The 21,906-nt window shown below is 72.3% G+C and carries 22 protein-coding genes; 11 read left to right on the top strand and 11 right to left on the bottom strand.

Features of this window, described 5'->3' with window-relative positions; all coding sequences use genetic code 11:
* Nucleotides 1-3: 3 nt before the first annotated feature.
* Genes ACFYY8_RS03650 through ACFYY8_RS03635 form a run of 4 tightly spaced genes read right to left on the bottom strand, consistent with a single transcriptional unit; the run spans nucleotide 4 to nucleotide 3,870 of the window.
* Nucleotides 4-825, bottom strand: a complete 822-nt coding sequence (locus ACFYY8_RS03650; protein WP_390036782.1) for a class II fructose-bisphosphate aldolase — start codon at nucleotides 823-825, stop codon at nucleotides 4-6.
* Nucleotides 826-837: 12 nt separating this feature from the next.
* On the bottom strand, nucleotides 838-1,818 hold the full coding sequence (locus ACFYY8_RS03645; protein WP_390036780.1) for a 1-phosphofructokinase family hexose kinase: 981 nt from the start codon (nucleotides 1,816-1,818) through the stop codon (nucleotides 838-840).
* Complete coding sequence (gene nagA / locus ACFYY8_RS03640) at nucleotides 1,815-2,951, bottom strand: N-acetylglucosamine-6-phosphate deacetylase (protein ID WP_390036778.1); 1,137 nt, start codon at nucleotides 2,949-2,951, stop codon at nucleotides 1,815-1,817. The genes ACFYY8_RS03645 and nagA overlap by 4 nt, the downstream gene beginning before the upstream one ends.
* 37 nt (nucleotides 2,952-2,988) lie before the next feature.
* Nucleotides 2,989-3,870 (bottom strand): SIS domain-containing protein, encoded by an 882-nt coding sequence (locus ACFYY8_RS03635; RefSeq protein WP_390036776.1) that lies wholly within the window; start codon nucleotides 3,868-3,870, stop codon nucleotides 2,989-2,991.
* A 104-nt stretch (nucleotides 3,871-3,974) separates the two neighbouring features.
* Here ACFYY8_RS03635 and ACFYY8_RS03630 point away from each other — a divergent pair, with 104 nt between their 5' ends.
* The 4 genes from ACFYY8_RS03630 to ACFYY8_RS03615 all read left to right on the top strand — a co-directional run bounded on the left by ACFYY8_RS03630 (nucleotide 3,975) and on the right by ACFYY8_RS03615 (nucleotide 7,593).
* Entirely contained in the window at nucleotides 3,975-4,745 is a 771-nt protein-coding gene (locus tag ACFYY8_RS03630) for a DeoR/GlpR family DNA-binding transcription regulator (protein WP_390036774.1), read from the top strand.
* Between the two features lie 110 nt (nucleotides 4,746-4,855).
* A complete protein-coding gene (locus tag ACFYY8_RS03625; RefSeq protein ID WP_352015541.1) occupies nucleotides 4,856-5,383 on the top strand; it encodes a MarR family winged helix-turn-helix transcriptional regulator in 528 nt (175 codons plus the stop codon).
* 140 nt (nucleotides 5,384-5,523) lie between these two features.
* A complete protein-coding gene (locus ACFYY8_RS03620) occupies nucleotides 5,524-6,486 on the top strand; it encodes a hypothetical protein (protein WP_390036772.1) in 963 nt (320 codons plus the stop codon).
* Between the two features lie 99 nt (nucleotides 6,487-6,585).
* The gene (locus ACFYY8_RS03615) at nucleotides 6,586-7,593 is read left to right on the top strand and encodes a hypothetical protein (protein ID WP_390036770.1); all 1,008 of its coding nucleotides are present in this window, start codon (nucleotides 6,586-6,588) and stop codon (nucleotides 7,591-7,593) included.
* A gap of 6 nt (nucleotides 7,594-7,599) precedes the next feature.
* On the opposite strand, the gene ACFYY8_RS03610 is transcribed toward ACFYY8_RS03615, so the two are convergent.
* The 5 genes from ACFYY8_RS03610 to ACFYY8_RS03590 form a co-directional block, all read right to left on the bottom strand.
* Nucleotides 7,600-8,262, bottom strand: coding sequence for a response regulator (locus ACFYY8_RS03610; protein WP_390036768.1), 663 nt, complete (start codon nucleotides 8,260-8,262; stop codon nucleotides 7,600-7,602).
* 191 nt (nucleotides 8,263-8,453) lie between these two features.
* A complete protein-coding gene (locus tag ACFYY8_RS03605; protein WP_390036766.1) occupies nucleotides 8,454-10,721 on the bottom strand; it encodes an MMPL family transporter in 2,268 nt (755 codons plus the stop codon).
* 151 nt (nucleotides 10,722-10,872) lie between these two features.
* Nucleotides 10,873-11,094 (bottom strand): hypothetical protein, encoded by a 222-nt coding sequence (locus tag ACFYY8_RS03600; protein WP_390036764.1) that lies wholly within the window; start codon nucleotides 11,092-11,094, stop codon nucleotides 10,873-10,875.
* Complete coding sequence (locus ACFYY8_RS03595) at nucleotides 11,091-11,459, bottom strand: ArsR/SmtB family transcription factor (RefSeq protein ID WP_390036762.1); 369 nt, start codon at nucleotides 11,457-11,459, stop codon at nucleotides 11,091-11,093. Before ACFYY8_RS03595 ends, ACFYY8_RS03600 begins: the two co-directional genes overlap by 4 nt.
* A 42-nt stretch (nucleotides 11,460-11,501) precedes the next feature.
* Nucleotides 11,502-12,704 (bottom strand): sensor histidine kinase, encoded by a 1,203-nt coding sequence (locus ACFYY8_RS03590; protein WP_390036760.1) that lies wholly within the window; start codon nucleotides 12,702-12,704, stop codon nucleotides 11,502-11,504.
* A 243-nt stretch (nucleotides 12,705-12,947) separates the two neighbouring features.
* Between ACFYY8_RS03590 and ACFYY8_RS03585 the strand changes: the two genes are divergently transcribed.
* The 5 genes from ACFYY8_RS03585 to ACFYY8_RS03565 all read left to right on the top strand — a co-directional run bounded on the left by ACFYY8_RS03585 (nucleotide 12,948) and on the right by ACFYY8_RS03565 (nucleotide 17,596).
* The gene (locus ACFYY8_RS03585) at nucleotides 12,948-14,546 is read left to right on the top strand and encodes a hypothetical protein (RefSeq protein ID WP_390036758.1); all 1,599 of its coding nucleotides are present in this window, start codon (nucleotides 12,948-12,950) and stop codon (nucleotides 14,544-14,546) included.
* Nucleotides 14,543-14,947 (top strand): FixH family protein, encoded by a 405-nt coding sequence (locus ACFYY8_RS03580; protein WP_390036756.1) that lies wholly within the window; start codon nucleotides 14,543-14,545, stop codon nucleotides 14,945-14,947. Before ACFYY8_RS03585 ends, ACFYY8_RS03580 begins: the two co-directional genes overlap by 4 nt.
* Before the next feature lie 131 nt (nucleotides 14,948-15,078).
* The gene (locus ACFYY8_RS03575; protein ID WP_390036754.1) at nucleotides 15,079-16,254 is read left to right on the top strand and encodes a hypothetical protein; all 1,176 of its coding nucleotides are present in this window, start codon (nucleotides 15,079-15,081) and stop codon (nucleotides 16,252-16,254) included.
* A gap of 3 nt (nucleotides 16,255-16,257) precedes the next feature.
* Nucleotides 16,258-16,812, top strand: a complete 555-nt coding sequence (locus ACFYY8_RS03570) for a hypothetical protein (RefSeq protein WP_390036752.1) — start codon at nucleotides 16,258-16,260, stop codon at nucleotides 16,810-16,812.
* Nucleotides 16,813-16,891: 79 nt separating this feature from the next.
* Complete coding sequence (locus ACFYY8_RS03565) at nucleotides 16,892-17,596, top strand: DUF5710 domain-containing protein (protein ID WP_390036750.1); 705 nt, start codon at nucleotides 16,892-16,894, stop codon at nucleotides 17,594-17,596.
* On the opposite strand, the gene ACFYY8_RS03560 is transcribed toward ACFYY8_RS03565, so the two are convergent.
* A complete protein-coding gene (locus ACFYY8_RS03560) occupies nucleotides 17,590-18,219 on the bottom strand; it encodes an NAD(P)-dependent oxidoreductase (RefSeq protein WP_390036748.1) in 630 nt (209 codons plus the stop codon). The genes ACFYY8_RS03565 and ACFYY8_RS03560 overlap by 7 nt on opposite strands.
* The gene (locus tag ACFYY8_RS03555; protein WP_390036746.1) at nucleotides 18,216-19,112 is read right to left on the bottom strand and encodes an EamA family transporter; all 897 of its coding nucleotides are present in this window, start codon (nucleotides 19,110-19,112) and stop codon (nucleotides 18,216-18,218) included. The genes ACFYY8_RS03560 and ACFYY8_RS03555 overlap by 4 nt, the downstream gene beginning before the upstream one ends.
* Before the next feature lie 79 nt (nucleotides 19,113-19,191).
* Here ACFYY8_RS03555 and ACFYY8_RS03550 point away from each other — a divergent pair, with 79 nt between their 5' ends.
* Nucleotides 19,192-20,070: a LysR family transcriptional regulator gene (locus ACFYY8_RS03550; RefSeq protein ID WP_390036744.1), complete on the top strand. Its 879-nt coding sequence runs from the start codon at nucleotides 19,192-19,194 to the stop codon at nucleotides 20,068-20,070.
* Nucleotides 20,071-20,151: 81 nt separating this feature from the next.
* Entirely contained in the window at nucleotides 20,152-21,885 is a 1,734-nt protein-coding gene (locus ACFYY8_RS03545) for a glycerol-3-phosphate dehydrogenase/oxidase (protein ID WP_390036742.1), read from the top strand.
* Nucleotides 21,886-21,906: the final 21 nt, after the last annotated feature.

Below are 21,906 nucleotides of genomic sequence, written 5' to 3'. Positions count from 1 at the left end.
AGGCTAGGTCAGGACCTTCAGGAGGCGGGTGACCTCGGTGGCGACGGCCGTACGGGCCGCGGCGAGGTAGACGCGGGAGTCGACGACCCGCTCGTCGGCGGCCAGGTGGTCGCGGATCGCCCCGGTGAAGGTCTTGTTGAGGTGGGTGGCGATGTTGATCTTCTTCATGCCGTGCCGTACGGCGGCGCGGAGGGTCTCGTCCGGCACACCCGAGGAGCCGTGCAGCACCAGCGGGACGGGTACGGCGGCGCGCAGCGCGGAGATCAGCTCAAGGTCGAGCACGGCGTCCCTGGTCGTCATGGCGTGTGAGCTGCCGACGGCCACGGCCAGGGCGTCCACCCCGGTCCTGGCCACGTAGCCCACGGCCTCGTGCGGCCTGGTCCGCGCCCCGGGCGCGTGCACCCCGTCCTTGCCGCCGACCTCGCCGAGCTCGGCCTCCACCCACAGGCCACGGGCGTGGCAGTGGGCCGCGACCTCGGCGGTGAGCGCCACGTTCTCCTCGTCGGGCAGCGCGGAGGCGTCGAACATCACCGAGCCGATCCCCAGCTCCGCGGCCTCCTCGACCAGCGCGCGGTCGGTGGCGTGGTCGAGGTGGACGGCGACGGGCACGGCCGCCGCCCTGGCGACCGCCAGGGACGCCGCCGCGATCGGGGCGAGCGCGCCGTGGTAGCGGACGCAGTTCTCGCTGATCTGCAGCACCACGGGCGTGCCCGCGGCCTCGGCCCCGGCGACGATCGCCTCCGCGTGTTCGAGCTGGATGACGTTGAACGCGCCGACGCCCGCTGGAGCGTTCCCGACGATGTCGCCGATTCCGACGAGGGACATGGTTGGCCTCCGTTACACAGGTTCCGCTTCCACCCGGACACCCGGGTGGACCTCCCGCAGGACGTCGGCGTCGAAGTCACCCGCGACCGGGGCCGCGACCGCCGCCGCGCCGAGCGCCGCCGCCCGGCGCAGCCGTTCCGGCCAGGGGGTGCCCTCGACCAGGCCGAGCGTCAGTCCCGCGACCAGCGCGTCACCCGCGCCGGTCGGGTTCCCCTCGACCCGGTACGGCATCGCCGCCCGCCACGCCCCCTCGGGGGTCACCGCGAGCAGGCCGTCCGCCCCGAGGGAGACCACGACGGCCCTGGCCCCCGACCGCCTGAGGGCCTGGGCCCCCCGCACGGCGGCACCGGCACTGTGAGGTACGTCGTGGAGGCCGTCGGCGGCCAGGGCGCGGGCGAGTTCCTCGGCGTTGGGCTTGACGATCTCGGGCCGTCCGCCGGGGGCGTGCCTGAGCGGCTCGCCGTCGGCGTCCACGACCGCCGGGACGCCGTGGGCCCGGGCGCGGGCGGCGAGTTCGGCGTACAGGCGCGGGGAGACCCCGGAGGGCAGGCTTCCGGAGATCACGACCGCGGCGGCGCCCCTGAGCCGGGCCTCGTAGTCGCTCAGAAAACGCCCGATCTCGTCCTCGGTGACGAGCGGGCCCGGTTCGTTGAACAGCGCGGTGCGCCCCGGGGCGCGGCCGTGGTCGTGGACGGCCAGGGTGGCGCGGGAGGGGCCGGCGATCGGGGTGAGGGCGGTGGGCAGGCCCGCGGCGGCGAGGTCGGCCAGGGCCGCCTCGCCGTTCGGGCCGCCCGCGAGACCGGTGACGAGCACCTCGCAGCCGAGGGCGGCGAGCACCCTGGCCACGTTGACGCCCTTGCCGCCCGCCCTGCGGTGCACGGCCCCGACGCGGTTGACGCCGTCCCAGTCGACGTCCCCGGTCACATAGGTGACGTCGAGTGCGAGGTTCAGCGTGACGGTCAGGACCGGACCACGGGCGGGCGGGGAGGTCATCGGGGAGCCGTCGTCCAGTTTCCGTGCCGCATGACGCCGGAGACCTCCAGGTCGTCGGTGAGAACCACCAGGTCGGCCCGCTTGCCGACGGAGATGGAGCCGAGATCGTCGGCCAGGCCGAGCACCTTGGCGGGGGTGAGCGAGGTGATCTCGACCGCCTCGGGCAGCGACAGGCCGACCTGCTGTACGGCGCGGCGGAAGGCCACGTCCATGGTGAGCGTGCTGCCCGCGATGGAGCCACCGCCGGCCAGCCTGGCGACGCCGTCGACGACCTCGACCCGCATCGGGCCGAGACCGTACACGCCGTCGCCCATGCCCGCGGCGGCCATGGCGTCGGTGATGAGCACGGTCCTGCCGGGGCCGGCGACGTCGTAGGCCAGGCGCATCATCGCCGGGTGGACGTGCACACCGTCGTTGACCAGCTCGATCGTGACCCGCTCGTCCTCAAGCAGCGCGGCGATCGGGCCGGGGTCGCGGTGGTGCAGGGGCGGCATCGCGTTGTAGAGGTGGGTGGCCACGCTGCCGCCCGCCTCGATGCCCAGCAGGGTCTGCTCGTAGTCGGCGTCGCTGTGCCCGAGGGCGGCGATCACGTCGTTGGCGACGGCCTCCCTGATGGTGTCCAGCGCCCCGGGCAGCTCGGTGGCGATGGTGAGCATCCGTATGTGGCCGCGGCCCGCCTTGAGCAGCTCGGTGAACTCCCGGATGGAGGGCTCCCGCAGGAGGGCGGGGTTGTGCGCGCCGCAGCGGGCCTTGGAGATGTAGGGGCCCTCAAGGTGGACGCCGGCCAGCAGGCCGTCCTCGCACAGGTCGGCCAGGGCGGAGGCGGCCCTGGTCAGCTCGTTCGTGGTCGCGGTGACCAGGCTGGCGACGATCGTGGTCGTCCCGTGCTCGGCGTGCAGGGCGGCGATCCTGCGGGCCTCCTCCGGGTCGCCGCTGGGGAAGGATCCTCCGGCGCCGCCGTGGGAGTGGATGTCGACGAAGCCCGGAACCACGTGGCGGCCCCCGAGGCTGAGCCCGGGGCCGGGGGCGGCGCCCCGGCCCACATGGGTGATGCGGCCGTCCTCGATGGTGAGCCAGCCCTCGTGGACACCTTCGGGGGTCACGACACGGGCGTCGGAGAGTGTGATGCTCATGGCGTCAGTTCTTCCCGTTTCTCCCACCGGTCAATGTTCAGGAGGGGAGGATGACAGAACGGGTCAAGTTGAGTGGTTCGTCCGGGTTGAGTCCCTGGGCCAGTGCCCTGGCCACGGCCACCCGCTGAACCAGGATCAACTCGGCCATCGGGTCGAGGAGACTGTTCAGGAACGCTCCACCCGCGGCCTCGACCTCGGCGCGCAGCCCCCTCGCGCCCTCTCCGAGGACCCAGGTGACGCGGTTCGGGCCCGCGATGCTGATCGGGCCGTGGCGGTACTCCATCGCGGGATAGGACTCGGTCCACGCCCGGCACGCCTCGCGCATCTTCAGGGCGGCCTCAAGCGCCAGGCCGTACGACCAGTCCCGGCCGAGGAAGGTGAACTGCTCGGCGGCCAGGGTGATCTCGGGGAGCGGCGCGGCGAGCGCCCGTTCGGCGTCGGCGATCGCGCCGCTCAGGTCCTCGCCGAGGTGGGCGCGGAGCAGGGCGAGCTGCGTCGTGGCGAAGCGGGTCTGCACGACCGACCGCTCGTCGGCGAAGTCGAGCATCACGATCTCGTCGGCGGCGGTCACGACGGGGGTGCCGGGGGAGGCGGTGACGGCGCTCGTCCTGACGCCCCGCTCGCGCAGGACCGCCAGCGCGTCGAGGACCTCGGTCGTCGTGCCGGACCTGGTCAGCGCGAGCACCCGGTCGTACGGACGTCCCGCGGGGAACTCGGAGGCGGCGAAGGCGTCGGTCTCGCCCTGCCCGGCCCGCTCGCGGAGCACCGCGTAGGCCTGGGCGACGAACCACGAGGTGCCGCAGCCGATGACGGCCACCCGCTCCCCGGGGCGGGGCAGCGCGTCCCTCGGGGTCTCGGCGACGGCTCTGCGCCAGCAGTCGGGCTGGGACATGATCTCGGCTTCGGTGTGCGTGGTCACGGCGCGCCTCCCCAAGAAGCTTCGTTTGTGATTGATTTATACCAGAAATGAGCAACTTTGTGCAGAGGTGGGTTTTGATCGCCTCGTGTGGAAGGCTGACTGCTGTGAGCCGATATGAGCGCTGGAACGCGATCCTCGAACTGCTCTCGCAGGAGGGGCGGCTGTCCGTCGAGGAGGCCGCGGAGGCGCTGACCGTCTCGACGGCGACGATCCGCCGTGACTTCGACCAGCTCGCCCAGCAGCAGATGCTCATGCGCACCCGTGGCGGCGCCGTCTCCCAGAGCGTGAGCTACGACCTGCCGCTGCGCTACAAGACCGCCCGTCACGCCGACGAGAAACAGCGGATCGCGGACGCCGCGGCCGAACTGGTCACACCGGGTGCGATCGTCGGCCTGAACGGCGGCACGACCACCTCGGAGGTGGCCCGCGCCCTGGCGATCAGGGCCGACCCCGACCTCGGCTTCACCGTCGTCACCAACGCGCTGAACATCGCCGCCGAGCTGACGGTCAGGCAGCACGTGAAGATCGTGGTGACCGGCGGGGTGGCCAGGCCGCAGTCCTACGAGCTGATCGGCCCGCTGGCCTCGGGGGTGCTCGAACAGGTCGCGCTCGACATCGCCTTCCTCGGCGTGGACGCGCTCGACCCGGTCGCCGGCGCCTTCGCCCACCACGAGGGCGAGGCGAGCGTCAACAACCTGCTGATCGGCAGGGCCTCCCAGGTCGTCGCGGTCGCCGACGCCTCCAAGATCGGCGGGCGGGCCTTCGCGCGGATCTGCTCGATCGAGGCGATCGGCACCCTGATCACCGACGAGGGCCTGCCGGACGAGGAGGCCGCCCGGTTCACCGACGCGGGTGTGAAGGTGGTCCGCGTCTAGGGTCCCAGAACAGGCATTTGTCGGAAATCATCTAGGATCAGTGGGGTCCGGACGATTCCGCCGCCCGGGGTGGGATGTGTTGATGTGGCCGAACCCCGAGGAGCTTGTCTGTGAGTGGCGCGCACACCCTGCGGCAGACCGAGGAGGCCGTCTCGGGAAAGCTCCAGGGGCTGGAGCTGGACTTTCGCGCCATGACCGCGATCTCGAACCTCTACCGGGTCGCCTCGTCCATCAGGAACCACTTCGAGCAGACCGTGCTGAAGGAAGCCGAGCTCACCTGGACCGCCTTCGTGGTGCTGTGGGTCGTGTGGATCTGGGAGTCGATCGAGAACCGGCACGTCGCCGAGGAGGCGGGCATCACCAAGGGCACGCTGACCGGGGTGGCGCAGACGCTTGAGGCGCGCGGGCTGATCCTGCGAGAGATCCCGGCCACCGACCGCAGGCGTACGGTCTTCTCCCTCACCCCCGAGGGCAGGAAGCTGATGACCACCCTGTTCCCCGAGTTCAACCGGGAGGAGCAGTTCGTGCTCTCCGGCCTCGGCGAGAGGCGGCTGACCGAACTGGGGGAGTCGCTCAGGCACGTCCTCCAGCACCTGGAGAAGGAGGGCCCGGAGCGCAGGGCCTCCCGGGGCGCCTGAGAGCGACCGGCTCTCCGGGCCCTGTGCCGGACGACCCGGTGATCCTCCGGGGTCCGGCGGTGGACGATCCGGTGGCCCTGCGGGTTTCGGCGGCGGATAACCCGGTGCGGTGGGAGCGGGCCGTACGCCACGATGTTCCGATGAACGACCCCTGGCTTGGGAGGATTCTTCGTGAGGGGGCGGCGCCGGAGATGCTTGAGGCGCTGGCCGAGCGGCTGTCCCCCGCGGATCTCCAGACGCTGCTGATGGCCGTCCACCGGCGCCGTGCGGCCGACGTCACGCCCGCCCATCTGCTCCGGCGATACGAACGTGACCGGTTCACCGCCCTCTCACCGATCGACGCGGGCGACCTGGCGCGCCTGACCCTGCTGACCCACGAACGTCTCACCCGGCACGGGTTCACCGACCTCGCGACGGCGCCGGTCTGCCCGCTGGGCACCGCCTCGGCGGTGGCGACCGTGAGCCAGGACAAGGTGCTGACGACGATCCGCAACACCGAGGTCGTCTCGGACGTGACCAACGTCCTGGCCCTCGAATGCGCCGTCCGCCGCCGGGGCCTGCTCCGGGCCGAGCCCCGCTCCCGGTCGAGGGTACGGCTCGGCGCGGCACAGCGCGTCCTGCGCGCGCAGCCGTTCGGTCCGGGCCTGATGCAGCACTTCGCGCTGCTCGGGCTGTGCACGGCGGGCCGGGACGAGGGTTCCTTCGGCTTCGAGACGGAGACCCTCGTCGAGCACGTCGGCGTTCACCTGGACATCCTGGACGGAGCCCGCGACCTCGGCCACGCCATCTCGGCGGTACGCGTCGGCCTCACCGACCTGACCGGAGGACGGCACCGTACGGCGCTGCGCGAACGGGTCCTCGACCGGCTGGCGCCGGAGCACCCGGACGTCACCTTCGTCTTCGACGACGAGCGCGTGACGGGGCGCGGTTACTACACCGGCGTCTCGTTCGGGATCGACGTCGTCACGCCACGGGGTGAGACCCTCAACATCGGGGACGGCGGGTCGACCACCTGGACCGCGGCACTGCTCGGCAACGCCAAGGAACGGCTGCTGATCAGCGGGCTGGGGATCGAGCGGGTGTGCGGACTTCTCGCTGAGTGACCTTCGTCGCGGATTTTGTCCCGTTTCGTAGGGAATGGGGTGATCATTTCACCCTTTTGGGTGACGTGCAGTGCGGCGCGGGTGGCTAAGGTCCTGGGCATGCGTGCTCTCGGATGGACTCTGGCGGTTGCGGGACTGGTGCTTGCCGGATGCGGCACCGGCGGCTCTGAGGAGGGACAGGGCCTGCGCCAGGCGATGGCGCGTCTCGACGCCTCCGGTCCCGCCGCGACCTACCTCGAATACGGCGACATGGCGCACTGGCGCACGCTCGGTGTGGTCACCGACAAGGGGCCGGGCGAGGACAAGCGCTGGAGGGCCGCCGTCGGTTCGGGCTTCGGCGACCTCGCGGTGAGCGGGGACAGGCTCGCCGAGGCGACCGGTCTCAACGTGTTCGCCGCGAACCAGGCCGTCAACATCGGGGTCCCGCCGAAGACCGCGATCCGTGTCGAGGGCGCTCTCGACGCCTCGGGCATCAGCGCCAAACTGACCTCCATGGGGGCCAAGCCCCGGGAGATCGGCGGCCAGGAGGGGTTGTCCCTCGCCGCGGACAACATGATCGACATGAAGGGCCCGCAGTCCGGGCTCGGGCTGATCAACCAGCTCAACCAGGTGGTGGTCACGGACTCCGCGCTGGTCGCGGGCGCCGCGGCCGATCCCGTCGCGGCGGCGCTCGGCACCGGCTCCTCCCTGGCCGACGACCCCGACCACGCCGCCGTCGCCGACTGCCTGGGCGACGTCGTCTCCGCGATCGTCATGGCCCCCACACAGCCGGGCGGGGTCGTCCTGTACGGCGTCGGCCTGCGCAGGCCCGCGTCCACGGCCGACAAGGCGGTCGACGTGGTGTGCGTGCTGCCGAGGGCCGCCGAGGCGGGCAAGGTGTTCAAGGAACGCCTCACCACGACCGCCACCGTCGCGGGCAAGCCCCTGTCCGACTCGGTCGAGACGGTCGCGCACGACGACGTCAGCTCGGGTGACCGTACGGTCCACCGCGCCCTGCTGACCGTCAAGCCCGACGGCCCGGTCCTGCTGGCCAACCAGCTGCTGATCCGCCGCGACCTGGAGCGTCTGGCCGACCCGGCCGCCCCTGTCGACCCGCTCGGCTCCTGAGGGCCTTCACCGGGGCGGAGTCCCGGCCAGGCCGTTCAGGTGGGCGTAGACGACGGCGTGGACCCGGTCGCGCAGGCTGAGTTTGGCCAGGATGCGGGAGACGTGCGTCTTGACGGTCTCCTCACCGACGTGGAGGGCGACGGCGATCTCGGCGTTGCTGCGGGCGTCGGCCAGCAGGAGCAGCACCTCACGCTCCCGGGAGGTCAGCCGTTCGAAGTCGGCGGGCACGGCCGTCGGCTCGATGCTGGTGGTGAACCGGGCGATCAGGCGCCGGGTCACCGAGGGGTCGATCAGCGCGTCCCCCCGGGCGGCCACCCGGATCGCGGACGCCATCTCCTCCGGCGGCAGGCTCTTCAGCAGGAAGCCGCTGGCCCCGGCCCGTAACGCGCGATAGACGTAGTCGTCGTTGTCGTAGGTGGTCAGCACCAGGACCCTGGTGACGTTCCCCGGCGCCGCCAGGATCGCCTCCGTCGCGGCCAGGCCGTCCAGCCTGGGCATCCGCACGTCCAGGATCGCCACGTCCGGGCGGAGCCGCAGGGTCTCGGCGACCGCCTCGTGGCCGTCGCCGACCTCGGCGACGCAGAGCAGGTCCGGCTGGGTTTCGAGTACGGCGCGCATACCGGAACGGAACATCGCGTGGTCGTCGGCGAGCAGCACGCGCAGCGTCACGGCGTCTCCAGGTCTCGGGGGTCTGGGAGGTTCCGGACGGAAGCCGGTTCCGTGCGGAGAACGTGTCACGGACGGCGATTGTCTCCCGGAGGCGGGGACTTTCGCGGACGGTTTGTTATATGGAGAAATTTCCGTATAAAAGCCTGGGGGAGCCGCTGGACTGGCCTTTCCGAACCCAGCGGCTCCCTGCCTCACCCGCCGGAACGGTCGGCCGTCGGCACCCGCCCGTCCGAGGTGACGCCACGCCGTACGCCGTGGGCGTTCCGGGACAGGGGAGAGGGCCACCAGTTCAGCCGGTCGAGCACGATCATGGCCGCCGGCAGGATCGTGGTGCGGATGACGAACGCGTCCAGCAGCACGGCCACCGCGAGGCTGAAGCCGATCTGCTTCATCTCGGCCAGGTGCAGGAACACGAACCCGGCGAACACCGTCACCATGACGATCGCGGCGCTGGTCACCACCCCCGCCGAGCCGGTGATGCCGTCGAGCACCGCCCGCCGGGTCGGCACCCCGGCGACGGCCTTCTCCCGGATACGGCTGACCACGAACACCTGGTAGTCCATCGACAGCCCGAACAGGATCACGAGGAGGAACAACGGCACCCGGGAGCCGATCGCGCCGGTGGCGCCGGGGTCGAACCCGAACAGCGTCGTCGCCAGGCCGTACTGGAAGAACACCACGACCAGCCCGAACGAGGCCGCGGCCGACAGCGAGTTGAGCAGCACCCCGAGCAGCCCCAGCGTCACCGAGCGGAACACGATCATCGTCATGACCAGGCTGACCAGCAGCAGGAGCCCGGTCACCAGTGGCAGCTTCCCGTTGACGTGGTCGAGGTCGTCCACGTTGCGCGCCGCGTCCCCGGTGACGGCCGCCTCCACCCCGGGGATCGCGCCGACCGTGGCGGGCAGGTAGTCGTCGCGGATCCGGTCGAGGGAACGTTCCGCCTCGGCCGAGCTCAGCCGGTACGGCACGGCCAGTTCGAGCACGCTGACCCGGCCGTCGGCCGAGACACGGACGTCGGCCGGGACGTTCGCGGCGAACAGCGGGTCGGCGTGGGCCCGCCTGCCCAGCTCCCGCAACGCCCGGCCGACCTCCTCGGTACGGCCCCGCCCGTCCCGCACGACGACCTGGTGCAGGGTCCGCAGCTCGGGGAACGCGGTGGTCATCCGGTCGTGGATCCGCAGCGCCGGGATCTCCCTGGAGTGACTGTCCCGGTTGAGCACGCGCAGTTGCATGCCCAGCGCGGGCAGGGCCAGGACGACCATCGCGAGCACGGCCACGGCCAGGGTGAGCACGGGGTGCCGTTCCGCGGGCCGTAGCAGTGTCCGCCACAGCCGTTCCCCGCCCGCTCCGCGCTCCCGGCCGCGGCGCGGCGGCAGGCCCCGTCCGGCCCTGCGGGAGGCCCGGCGTTCGGCGCGCAGCCCGAGCCTGACGAGCAGCGCGGGCAGTACGGTCACCGAACTGGCCATCGCGACCAGCACGACGAGCACGGTCCCCGTGGCCAGGGAGGAGAACACGACGTCGGCGGCGAGGTAGAGCGTGGCGGTCGAGACGAGCACGGCCAGCCCGGAGACCACCACCGCCCGGCCCGAGGTGGCGGCGGCCAGTTCGACCACGGCCCGGGGGCTGAGCCGTCCGCCCGCGCGGGCCCGTTCCTCGCGTTCGCGTTTGAGATAGAAGAGCGTGTAGTCGACGCCGACGGCCATGCCGATCAGCAGGATCACGTTGTTGCCGACCCCGGCGTCCGGCAGCAGGTGTGAGACCAGCATCGACAGCCCCATGGCGGCGGCGATCGACGACAGCGCCAGCAGCAGCGGCACCGCGGCCATCAGCACGGAGCCGAAGACCACGAGCAGGGCGACCAGCGTGACCGGGAACGAGATCGCCTCGGAGAGCGCGAGGTCGTCGCTTCGCTGCCGGTTGACGCCCTTGCTGATGGAGGCGCTGCCGGTCTGTTCGACGACCAGGCCGGGATGGTCGCGCTGGGCCTGGGCGGTCTGCGCGAGCAGCGGGTCCACGTGCTGTCTGGCGTCGAGCTCGGGACCCCTCATGGTCACGGAGACCAGGAGCGCCGTGCCGTCGGCCGAGGGCGCGGGAGGGCCGACGCTCTCGACCTCGGGGAGCCGCCTCATGCGCGCGGTGACGTCCCGGGCGGCGGCACGGGCGGCCGTGGGATCGAGCGCTCCCTTCCGCGCCCTGATCAGGACGTACTCCTCGGGCCTGCGCTGCAGTCCCGCGCCCGTGGCGATCTCCTCGGCGCGTCCGGCCTCGCCGATCCAGTAGTCCTCGGTGCCGGCGTTGTGGGTGCCCGCCGCGATCCCGGCGCCCAGGCACAGCGTGACGAACAGCAGCCAGCCGGTGATCGCCCGCCACGGGTTGGCCGCGCTCCAGGCGGCCACGCGCACGACGGGGGAACGGGCGCTCACGGGCGCGCGCCGTACGGGCGGGCGGATTTGCATGGGAGCAGCATGAACTGCTCTCCTTTCTGTGGGGGTACGTGCGCATGAAGGCACGCCGGAAACGGCGTGGTCGCGCGACTTCCTTCACGGGGGTGGCGAGCTGGCACTCGCCGCCCCCGTTCTCGTGATCAGACGGATGCGGGAGAACAGGTCAGCCGACGCTGCGCAGGATGCGCTCGACCTCCGCGACCCGGCCGTTCAGCTCGGTGAGCTGGGTGGTCATCCGGTCCTGCTGCCTGGTCATCCGGTCGACGGCCGCCCGATACTCCGCCATGGCCGCCCGGTACAGCCTGGCGCTGAGCACGAAGGCCACCGTGACGCCCACGGTGCAGATCAATATGACGCCCAGAGGGAGAATCGTTTCCTTCGTCATTGGCTCTCCTGCCCTTCCTTACCGGCCGCTTCGTTCGCTTCGTCCGCGCGAAGAGCGTCAAGGACCGTGTCCACGGTGACGCAGACCCTGAACGGCACCAGCTCGTGGAACTTCATCGCCTTTCCCTCGGGGGAGAGCTCCAGCTCGCCGGTGATCATCCCGGCCTCCTCCAGGCGTTGGAGGTGCATGTAGAGCAGAGGCCGTGAGATACCCAGCCGCCGGGCCAGCTCACTGACGTGCAGCCGCCCCGCCGAGAGTTCGGCGATGATCCTGAGCCGCTGCGGGTGGCCGACGGCCGCCAGTGCTCTCAGTAGCTCCTCACTGGTCAGCGTCCAACTCCCATCACACCGACTTACACCTGTCATTCATATCTTACACATGTCTCATCGGTGGGCCATGGCGACCGCTCAGGGGCATGGCCGTTCCAGCGGGAAGCTGGCCCTGACCTGCCAGTGCCTGCCGTCGGGCTGCACGCCGTAGGTGATCCGGCCGCCGAACAACGCGACCCGCTGCCTGATCCCGGCCAGGCCCCGGTGCGGCGAACTCCGCTCCTCGAAGGGGCCGTGCCACTCGCCCAGCTGGTTGGTCACGGTCACGACCGTCTCGGTCTCCCGGTATTCGAGCTCGACGCCGACGCTTTCGCCCCGGCCGTGCCGCAGGGCGTTGGTGAGGGCCTCCTGCGCGACGCGGTACACCGCGATGTCGAGTGAGCCGGGCAGTTCACGAGGTGGGCCGTGGGTGGTCAGTGTGACCTTCAGGCCCGCGGCCCGCACGCCGTCGAGCAACTCGTCGAGGTTGTTCAGACCCGGCTGGCGCCGTCCGGTCTCGGTCTCGTCGCCGTGCAGGATCGCCAGAAGCATGCGCAGGTCGGCCATGGCCGCGCGGCTGCTCGACTCGACGGCGGACAGCGACCGGTAGGCCCGGTCCGCGGAGCCGTCGCCGGGCGGCGCGCCGAGCCCGAGCCGCGCCGCGCCCGCGTGCATGCCGATCGCGCTGACGTGGTGGGAGATCACGTCGTGCAGGTCCCTGGCGATGGCGCTGCGCTCCTCGGCGACGGCCCGCTGCACCGCCGCCCGCTCGTCGTGGAGCCGCAGCTCGGCCTGGCGTTCCATCTCGGCGATGTAGGCGCGCCGCTCGGTCGTGTAACGCCCGACCATCCAGGGCAGCAGCACCCTGGCGGTGAGGTCGATCCCCAGGACGATCGGGCTCATCGGGCGGACGGCGATGTGGCCGACGGTCAGCAGATAGCTTCCCGTGACCCCCGCCGCCAGCGCCGCGAGCGCGGTCAACGCCTGCGTCGAACGCAGCCACGCCCCCGCGCGGTAGCCCGCGACCAGGAGGCCGGCCTCGACCGGATGCCAGGGGGCGCCGGGGAACAGCAGCGAGGGCATCATGACGGCGAGGCCGTGGATCGTCGCGACGACGCCGGAGAAACGGGGAGGGGTGGCCAGCAACGCGTCGATCACCAGGACGGCGAGGAGCGCCAGCCAGTACTGCCACACGCCGCTCGGCCGGTTGCCGAGCAGGAACACGCCCGAGTCCGCCACCATGCACACACCCGCGACCAGTAACGACTGGCCGGCCAGCGACCGGCTGGCGTCACGTCCCATGGCCCTCGCTCCTCGTCGGTCCCCACCCGGCATGCTGCCCGCTCCCCCATGGAGAGGGAAGATCCCTCCCCATGGGGGAGAACACGGTATCCCCCGTGGGCCCGGCCTTCGCGGGCCGTACCGTCCGGTGGTCGGCTGAGGCGCGTTCTCGCAGGTGGGGCCGTCGTGTCCCTCAAACGGGGGACCCGGATCCCGCTCCCAGGTGACGAAATCCCCGGAACGTCCCGGTTAGCGTCGGCCGCGATGAGAACCTACGGACACCGGGTGCTGTTCCTACCGGCCTTCGTGGTCCTGCTGGCGACCGTGCTGGCGGTCGGTCAACGGCCCGCGCTGGCCGACGGCGCGCCCACGGGGCAGGACGTACACGTCGCCCAGACCCTGGGCACCCGTGAGCTCTCGGTCATCCTGCGCCGGGTGGACGAGGTGCCCGGCCCGCTGCGCGTCGAGGTCCTCACCCACGCGGGGACCTCCTCGGGAACCCTTACGGGAACCTCCGGGGACTCCGCGGGGGCCGCCTCGGCAACCGGCTCGGGGGCGGCTTCGGCGACCGGTTCGGGAGTCGCCTCGGGGGTCGGCGGGGGGAGGCTCACCCTGCGGCTGGTCCCGACCGGGGCCAGCGGCGCCGACGACGGCCTGCCCGTCGCCGGTACCGTCGTCAGCCAGGGAGAACTGGTCCTGGGCGCCACACCCGGCGTGTACGGCACGACCCTGCGGGTCGACCGTCCCGGGCCGTGGGAGCTGACCGTCGACGACGGCCGCGACAGCGGGCGAATCCCGTTCGTCGTGCCCGCCCCGATCAGCTCGCCTCCCGACACGGTCGCCTACGCCGGCTTCTCGGTGGCGGGCGGGCTGCTGCTGGTCGCACTCGGTACGGCGGTGTGGTCGCGGCGCTGGTGGGTTCCGCTGGTGCCGGCCTGCGGGATGGTCGCGTCCCTGGCCACCGGGGTGACCGGTGCCGCGCTGTCCCCGCTCACCCCGCAACCGCCGCTGCCCGGCCGGCAGGTGGACGCGACCGTGGACAACGTCGTCTCGCCCTACACGGCGGCCGGGCCGGTGAACGCCGACTACTCACGGCCACCGGTGAACATGCTGGTACGCGCCTCGGAGACGACCTCGGGACGCCTGGCGGACCTCGACCTGCTGCTGACGGACGGCTCGACGGGACGGCCGGTCGAGGACCTGCTCGTCCACGACGACGCGCTGGTCCACCTGCTGGTCGTCTCACCGTCCGGCCGGTTGTGGCACCTGCACCCGGTCATGGCCGCTCCGGGCCGCTACCGGGTCGGCCTCGCCCTGGCGGAGCCGGGGCACTACGCGATCTCGGCGGAGCTGGCCAGGCGGGGCGGCGGCGTGCAACTGGTCCGTTCGGCCTCCGGGCTGGACGTCGGCCCGGGCGCCACCCCCGTCGCGGCGGCGCCGCAGCCCGGCGGCCCCGGACCGAGGGAGATCGACGGCGTCAAGGTCGACCTGGCCGTGACGGCGCCGTCGGCCGGAGCCGCCACCACGGTCACCGTCAAGGTCGGTGAGCGCGCCGACCTGCAGCCGTGGCTCGGCATGGTGGGGCACCTCATCGTCGTCGGGCCGCTGCCGGACTCCACACCGGTCGGCGCCGCCGCGCAGACCGCGCCGGTCTGGGGGCACGTGCACGCGATGGCCCCCAGGCCCAGGGGCGCGGCGAGCCGTCCGGACGAGACCGTCGCGATGTTCGGGCCCGAGGTGCGCTTCACCCACACCTTCCCCGAACCGGGCCGCTACCGGCTCTGGGCGCAGGTGGAGCGCGGCTACGCGCTGGTGACCGTACCGGCCGTGCTGGACGTCACGGCGCAGGAAGGGGACTCATGAGGCGCCGGGGGGCGTGGGCGGCCGTCTGCGTCGCCGTACTGGCCGGTGCCGCGCTGTGGCTGCTGTGGCCGCGGGGTGGCTCGGGGCCGACGGTGCTGCGCAGCGGGACGGAGCACTACCGGGTACGGCTCACGGTCGAACGCTCGGGGGCGGGCCCCGTGACGGTCGACGTGGCCGACCTTCGGGGACGGCCGGTGACACTGCGCAGCGTCACCGTCGAGCCGGTCATGACGAACATGGGCCACGCCCTCGAACCCGTCCCCACCGTGGCCCGGGGGCCGGGCAGGTACCGGGCGGAACGCCTGGCCCTGCCCATGGGCGGCGCCTGGGCGTTCACCGTGCTCATGAACGGGCCGGGAGGGACCGACCGGGTCACCTTCCCGGTGCTGGTGACCGGGTGACCCCTTCCTGACCGGACACCGGGCGGCCCGTGGGCCCGGTGTCCGACGGACCGACGGGGCCCTCGCGGTGGCCACCGGCGACCGGCGAGCCCGTGGGCCCGGCGACCGGGAGAGTCCGTGAGGACGACGGCATGAACGAAACGACCGAGGAGGAAACGATGACCGTCGCTGACGGGGCGCTGCCGATCGGCGGACGCGCCCCGGCGTCCACCCGAGCGGTGACCACGCCCAAGGGGTGGGTCCCCGCCTATGTCGTCCTGCTGGGCGCGGCGTTCTCGCTGACGGCCGCGAGCTGGGACATCCAGTGGCACATCGACGTGGGGCCCGACACCTTCTTCACCCTGCCGCACCTGTTCCTGTACGCGGGCAGTGCCCTGTCCGGGCTGGCCAGCCTGGCCGTGGTGCTCATGACGACCGCGGCCAGGCGCAACGACCGCGCGATCGACGCCACCGTCGGCGGCCGGGCCGTACGGGTGTTCGGCGGGACCTTCGCCGCGCCGCTCGGCTACCTCGTCTCCGGCACCGGCTCGGCGGGCTTCCTGCTCTACGGCCTGTTCGACCTGTGGTGGCACAGCCTGTACGGCTTCGACGCCGTGATCGCCTCACCTCCGCACATCGGCCTGCTGCTGTCGATCACGCTGAGCATGGTCGGCGCCGTGATGGTCTTCGCCGCGGGCATGGAGCACCCCTGGGCCAGGGTCGGCGCCGTGCTCGCCCTCATCGTGACGCTGGCCTTCAGCCTGGTGGCCGCGCAGGGGCTTGAGGCGTTCGAAGGTGGCCCGGTGGACGCCATCGCGGTCGGCATCACGTTCCTGACGACGCTGATGGTGTTCACCGCCGTGGGATTCCTGCGCGACACCCGGCTGATCCTGGGCTTCGGGGTCGTGTTCGCGCTCGTCCAGGGCCTGCTGTGGTGGTTCTCGCCCTGGGCGACCAGGGCGTACGCGGCCGGGGTCGGCCTGCCGCTGCGCGACTACGTGCCCGCGGCGCCGCTGGTGCCCTCGCAGATGCCGATGTCCCTGCTCGTGGCCGCCGTGCTGACCTGGGGGATCATGCGGGCCGTTGGTCGCCGGTGGACCGGGCTCCTGGCCGCGCCGCTGACGGGCCTCCTGGTCGGGGCACTCGTCACGACCTGCGGGCTGGTACAGACGATCCTGGCCTACGGGCACTCGCTGCCGTCGTTCCTCCCCCTGGCGCCGACGGTCGCCGTGGGCGCCCTCGCCGGGGCCCTGGCCGGGTTCCTCGGCCGCCGCTTCGCCGTCATGCTGCGCGTGATGGCGCCCGTCACGTCTCAGGAAGGTCGGTGACCCGTGTCCCCTCTCGGTTCTCTCTCCGGTTCACGGCGTGCCGTCGCGGCGGTGCTGGCCGCGACCGGCCTGGTCCTGACGAGCGCGACCCCGGCCCTGGCCTATCCGCCGGTCGAGACCGTGCACACCGAACGGATCCAGGCGGGGCCGTACGGCGTCACCGTGGGGTTCAGCACCTGGCCGCTGCGGGCCATGCAGTCGCTGGACTTCACCTTCACCCCCGACGACGGGATCGGCGGCAAACGCGGCACCATCACCATGGCCGGCCCCGGAGGCCAGAAGCACCGGAGCAGGCTGGCCAGGCACCCGCGCAAGCTTGAGGTGTGGGGCATGGACACCCAGGCCCTGCCCAGGGAGGGCACCTGGAGGTTCTCCCTCGCCATCGAGGGGCCCTCGGGACGGGGGGAGGGTGTCATGAAGGACCTCCAGGTGCTTCCGCAGCCGGGGCCGCCGATGGCCCTGAGCTGGTCGGTAGGCACCGTCCCGCTCTGGGCGCTGATCGGGCTGCTCGCGGTGGCCTGGCGCCGTACCAGGATGGCTGTCGCCGAGCAGGTATAGAACCGGAAATATGCCTGACAGGCGGGATGTGTCGTGATCCGATGGCAGGTGGCCCCTCACCCCCGAATGGAGATCACGCATGGCTGCCGAACGGTTCTGGTTGGACGTCCCCTACGACGAGAAGGACGAGGCCAAGACGCTGGGTGCTCGGTGGGACCCGGCCGCCAGGAGGTGGTACGCGCCTCAGGCCGGTATGACCGGGCTGGAGCGCTGGGCGGCGCTGCCGGACGTGCCCGACCTGCTGCCCGGTGAGGACCGTGCCTTCGGCTCCGGCCTGTTCGTCGACCTGGTCCCCACCTCGTGCTGGTTCACCAACGTCCGGTCCTGCGTCGACCGGCGCGACTGGGAACGGCTGCGCCGGATGATCACCCGGCGCGCCGCACACCGCTGCGAGATCTGCGGCCAGGGTGAGGACCGGGTCGTCCAGCGCCGGCTTGAGGCCCACGAGCGCTGGTCCTACGACAAGGCGGCCCGCACCCAGGCGCTGCGGCGGCTGGTGTGCCTGTGCACCGACTGTCACACCGTCACCCACATGGGACTGGCGCAGATACAGGGCAAGGAGGTCCAGGCCGTCGCGCACCTGCGGGCCGTCACCGGGATGAGCGCGGGCCAGGCCGACTCCCACATCGACGCCGCGTTCGCCGAGTGGCACTCCCGCTCGGCCATCACCTGGACCCTGGACCTGAGCATCCTCACCGAAGCCGGTGTCACCCTGGCCGCTCCCCCCGAGGCGGCGGCCCGCGTCCGCCAGGCGGAGCGACGGCTGCGGGGTGTCCGTCAGTAGCCGACCGTGAGGTGCCGGTCCCCGCAGGGGTTCTCCAGCTCGTCGAGTACGGCCACGGCGAGGTCCTCGGCGGAGATCCGGGACGTGCCGTCGGCGTCGGCGATGAGGGTCGTGGTTCCGCGCCGGTACTCCCCGGTGCGGGTTCCGGGTTCGAGGAGGGCGGGCGGGCTGAGGTAGACCCAGCGCGCCGGGTGCGCCAGGCAGGCGTCCAGCTGCGCGGCGCTGGCGGCGGCGATGGTACGGACCTCCGGGGGCACGTACCGGGGGCTGTCGAGAACGAGCAGGCCGGGATCGGCGGGCGTCCGCAGGGGAGAGGCGCCTCCGACGACGAGGACGCGCGCGTCGGCCTTCGCGGCGGCGTCGAGCAGCGCCGTCGTGGTCGCCGCGACGGTGTGCTCCCGCCCGGGGGCGGGCCGGGTCGCGACCACGACTGCGTCGGCGCCGTCGAACAGCCCCGCCATATGGCCGGAGTCGTCGGCGTCGCCCTCGACGAGGACCACCCCGGGCGGTGAGACGGGCCGGGTTCTCCTGAACACCGCGACGAGGTCGTGGCCCCGGTTCGCGGCCTCGCTGACGACGCGCGAGCCGACCATGCCCGCGGCTCCGACGACGACGATCCTCATGAGGTCTTCCTTTCCATGGACGGGACGAGGCGGGAGGGCTGGGGGAGCTGGCCCGCGACGATCGCGGCGAGCGAGAGCCCGAACCCGGCGAGCTGGACCGGGCCGAGCGTCTGGCCGAGCAGTACGACGCCGAGGACGGCGGCGACCAGCGGCGACAGCAGGGCAAGGACCGCGACGGAGGTGACGGGCAGGACGGTGATGCCGTGGAACCACAGGGCGTAGGCGACCAGGCCGCCGACCAGCCCCAGCCAGAGGTAGCCGAGGGCGGCGTTCAGGTCGATCGCCGGAGGCGCCCCCTCGGCGAGGAAGGTGACCGGGACCAGGAACAGGCCGCCCGCGGTGAGCTGCCAGCCGGCGAACGCGGTCGGGCCGACCCCGGCGGGCCGCCCCCAGCGCTTGGTGAGCGTCACACCGAACGCCATGGCGACCGCGCCCGCGAGGCCCGCGACCACCCCGGTGGCGTCGAGCGCCGCGTTCGGCCCGATCACCACCAGGCCGACCCCGGCGACGCCCACCGCCCCCCACAGGATTCGCCAGACGGAGGGGCTCTCCCGCAGGACCGTCACGGCCAGGACGGCGACGACGAGCGGCTGGGCCGCGCCCAGGGTCGCGGCGACGCCGCCCGGCAGCCGTTCCGCCGCCACGAACAGCAACGGCAGGAACAGGCCGATGTTCAGGACGCCGAGCACCGCGGCCCTGCCCCACCAGGCGCCCCTCGGGAGCGTCCTGGTGATCGCCAGCGCGAGCAGACCGGCGGGCAGCGCGCGCAGCAGCCCCGCGAACAGCGGATGCCCCTGGGGCAGAAGCTCGGTCGTGACGACGTAGGTCGTGCCCCACACCAGAGGCGCGAGCGCGGTCAGGACCGTACGCGGCAGATTCGTTGGATTCGTCACCCTCGTAGTCTCACGGGACGGCGATCGATGAGTCCAACACATGTTTGTCAGCTCATCGATCGTCAATCAAGATGGATCCATGGAACTCCAGCAGATGCGCTACGTGGTCGCCGTCGCCGAGACCGGCGGCTTCACCCGGGCGGCGGAGCGGTGCCTGGTCGTCCAGTCCGCCCTCAGCCACCAGATCGCACGCCTGGAACGGGAACTCGGCGCGAAACTCTTCGAGCGCACCAGCCGCCGGGTACGGCTGACGCCCGCCGGGGAGGCGTTCCTGCCCGCCGCCCGCCAGTGCCTGGAGGCCGCGGAACGCGCCGCGGCCGAGGTCGCCGCAGCCGTCGGGGAGGTGCGCGGACGGCTCGCCGTCGGCCTGATCCCCACCGTCGCCGCGGTGGACATCCCGGACGCGCTGCGTGTCTTCCGCGAGCGGTACCCGAACGTGCGCATCAGCCTGCGGGTGGGCGCGAGCGACGACCTCGCCGAGCAGGTCAGGCAGGGGGCCGACGACGTGGCCTTCCTCGGGCTGCCGACCACGGCGCGTCCCGAGGGCGTCGCCGTACGGGAACTCGCCCGCGACCGGCTCGTCGCGGTGGTCGCGCCCGACCACCCCCTCGCCGCCGAGCCCACGGTCACCCTCCGCAGGTTCTCCCGTGAGGTGTTCGTTGACTTTCCCGTGGGGACGGCCGGGCGCATCCAGTCGGACCAGGCCTTCGCCGCCGCCGGGCTCAACCGGGACGTGGCCTTCGAGGTGACCACCGCTGACTACATCACCCGGCTCGTCGGGCCGGGCCTCGCGGTGGCCATGCTCCCCAGCGCCTACGTGCCCCAGCTCACCGGGGTCGTCACGATCGAGGTCACCGACGCGCCGAGCCGGGTCGAGTACGTCATCTGGCGCCGTACCGGCCACCCCCCGGCCGCCGCCGCCTTCCTCGCCATCCTCGGTGTCGAGTCGGGCGAATAGCTACCAGCCGGTAGTAACGGACGGAACGAGGGGGTAGGTACCCGAGAGCAAGCCGGTGACCCGTACCCCGGGGGGATGCACATGACGGCGCGAATGGGCACGGCTCGGCTCGGTCCCGCCGAGCGGGCCACGGCACTGCGGCGGATGGCCGCCCAGGAACTCGACGTGGTGGTGATCGGCGGCGGAGTCGTCGGCGCCGGGGTCGCCCTCGACGCGGCGACCCGGGGACTGACCGTGGGACTCCTCGAAACCCGTGACTTCGCCTCGGGAACCTCCTCCAGGTCGTCCAAACTGATCCACGGCGGGCTGCGCTACCTGGAACAACTCAACTTCGACCTCGTCAGGGAGGCGCTCCAGGAACGGGCCCTGCTGCTGCAGCGCATCGCGCCCCACCTGGTCAGGCCCGTGCCGTTCCTGTTCCCGCTGACCCACCTGGGCTGGGAACGGCCCTACGTCGGGGCGGGCCTGACGCTGTACGACACGCTCGGCTTCTCCCTCGGGTTCACCCGGGGCGTCCCCGGCCACCGGCACCTGTCCCGCAGGCGGGCGCTGCGGCTGGCGCCCGCGCTGCGCCGTACGGCCTTCTCCGGGGCGGTGCAGTACTGGGACGCGCAGGTGGACGACGCCCGTTACGTGATGACCATGCTGCGGACCGCCGCGACCTACGGCGCCGAGGTCGCCTCCCGGGCCCAGGTGGTCGGCTTCCTGCGCGAGGGGGAGCGGGTCACCGGCGTCAGGGCGCTCGACCTGGAGGACGGCGCCGAACTGGACGTCCGGGCCCGCCAGGTCGTCAACGCCACCGGCGTGTGGACCGACGACATCCAGGAACTGGTCGGCGGACGCGGGCAGATCCACGTCCGCGCCTCCAAGGGCGTCCACCTGGTCGTCCCACGCGACAGGATCCACTCGCTCACCGGGATCATCCTGCGGACGGAGAAGTCCGTGCTCTTCGTGATCCCCTGGGGCCGTCACTGGATCATCGGGACCACCGACACCCGCTGGGACCTGGACAGGGCGCACCCGGCCGCCTCCCGCTCCGACATCGACTACGTGCTCGAACACGTCAACCGGGTGCTGTCGGTACCGCTGTCGCGCGACGACGTCGAGGGCGTCTACGCCGGGCTGCGGCCCCTGCTGTCGGGCGAGTCGGAGGAGACCTCCAAGCTCTCCAGGGAACACGTGGTCGCCCACCCGGTCCCCGGCCTGGTCATGGTGGCCGGGGGGAAGTACACCACCTACCGCGTGATGGCCAGGGACGCCGTCGACGCCGTGGCCCACGGCCTCGACCAGCGTGTCCCGCCGTCGTGCACCGACCGCATCCCGCTCGCCGGAGCCGAGGGCTACCAGGCCCTGTGGAACTCCCGGCAGCGCCTGGCCGGATCCTCCGGCCTGCACGTGGCCAGGATCGAACACCTGCTCCAGCGGTACGGCTCGCTGATCGACGAGGTCATCACGCTGATCGAACGGGACCCGTCCCTGGCGCTCCCGCTGACCGGGGCCGACGACTACCTCAGGGCGGAGATCGTCCACGCGGCCACCCACGAGGGGGCGCGGCACCTGAACGACGCGCTGTCACGGCGCACGCACATCTCGATCGAGACCTTCCACCGGGGACTGGCCGTGGCGGAGGAGGCCGCGGAACTGATGGCCGGGCCGCTCGGCTGGGACGCCGAACAGACCAAACGGGAGATCGAGCACTACACCAAGCGGATCGAGGCCGAACGCCTCTCCCAGGAACAGGACACCGACCAGGAGGCCGACGCCATCCGCCTGGGCGCCCCGGAGATAGTCCCGGTGGTGGGGCCCGCCTCGTGAGTCGTGTTCCTCCACGACCAG

Origin of the sequence: Streptosporangium sp. NPDC001559 (assembly GCF_042893955.1) — a bacterium.
Taxonomy (GTDB): Bacteria; Actinomycetota; Actinomycetes; order Streptosporangiales; family Streptosporangiaceae; genus Streptosporangium.
The sequence above is the reverse complement of the archived record's forward strand: the minus strand, read 5'-3'. Positions and strand labels throughout refer to the sequence as shown.

Coding starts and splice junctions, on each gene's coding strand:
- ACFYY8_RS03595 (WP_390036762.1), bottom strand. CDS start 11,459: ATGACAGGTGTAAGTCGGTGTGATGGGAGTTGGACGCTGACCAGTGAG.
- ACFYY8_RS03650 (WP_390036782.1), bottom strand. CDS start 825: ATGTCCCTCGTCGGAATCGGCGACATCGTCGGGAACGCTCCAGCGGGC.
- ACFYY8_RS03590 (WP_390036760.1), bottom strand. CDS start 12,704: ATGGGACGTGACGCCAGCCGGTCGCTGGCCGGCCAGTCGTTACTGGTC.
- ACFYY8_RS03645 (WP_390036780.1), bottom strand. CDS start 1,818: ATGACCTCCCCGCCCGCCCGTGGTCCGGTCCTGACCGTCACGCTGAAC.
- ACFYY8_RS03580 (WP_390036756.1), top strand. CDS start 14,543: ATGAGGCGCCGGGGGGCGTGGGCGGCCGTCTGCGTCGCCGTACTGGCC.
- ACFYY8_RS03585 (WP_390036758.1), top strand. CDS start 12,948: ATGAGAACCTACGGACACCGGGTGCTGTTCCTACCGGCCTTCGTGGTC.
- ACFYY8_RS03565 (WP_390036750.1), top strand. CDS start 16,892: ATGGCTGCCGAACGGTTCTGGTTGGACGTCCCCTACGACGAGAAGGAC.
- ACFYY8_RS03605 (WP_390036766.1), bottom strand. CDS start 10,721: ATGCAAATCCGCCCGCCCGTACGGCGCGCGCCCGTGAGCGCCCGTTCC.
- ACFYY8_RS03550 (WP_390036744.1), top strand. CDS start 19,192: ATGGAACTCCAGCAGATGCGCTACGTGGTCGCCGTCGCCGAGACCGGC.
- nagA (WP_390036778.1), bottom strand. CDS start 2,951: ATGAGCATCACACTCTCCGACGCCCGTGTCGTGACCCCCGAAGGTGTC.
- ACFYY8_RS03600 (WP_390036764.1), bottom strand. CDS start 11,094: ATGACGAAGGAAACGATTCTCCCTCTGGGCGTCATATTGATCTGCACC.
- ACFYY8_RS03560 (WP_390036748.1), bottom strand. CDS start 18,219: ATGAGGATCGTCGTCGTCGGAGCCGCGGGCATGGTCGGCTCGCGCGTC.
- ACFYY8_RS03620 (WP_390036772.1), top strand. CDS start 5,524: ATGAACGACCCCTGGCTTGGGAGGATTCTTCGTGAGGGGGCGGCGCCG.
- ACFYY8_RS03615 (WP_390036770.1), top strand. CDS start 6,586: ATGCGTGCTCTCGGATGGACTCTGGCGGTTGCGGGACTGGTGCTTGCC.
- ACFYY8_RS03575 (WP_390036754.1), top strand. CDS start 15,079: ATGAACGAAACGACCGAGGAGGAAACGATGACCGTCGCTGACGGGGCG.
- ACFYY8_RS03545 (WP_390036742.1), top strand. CDS start 20,152: ATGACGGCGCGAATGGGCACGGCTCGGCTCGGTCCCGCCGAGCGGGCC.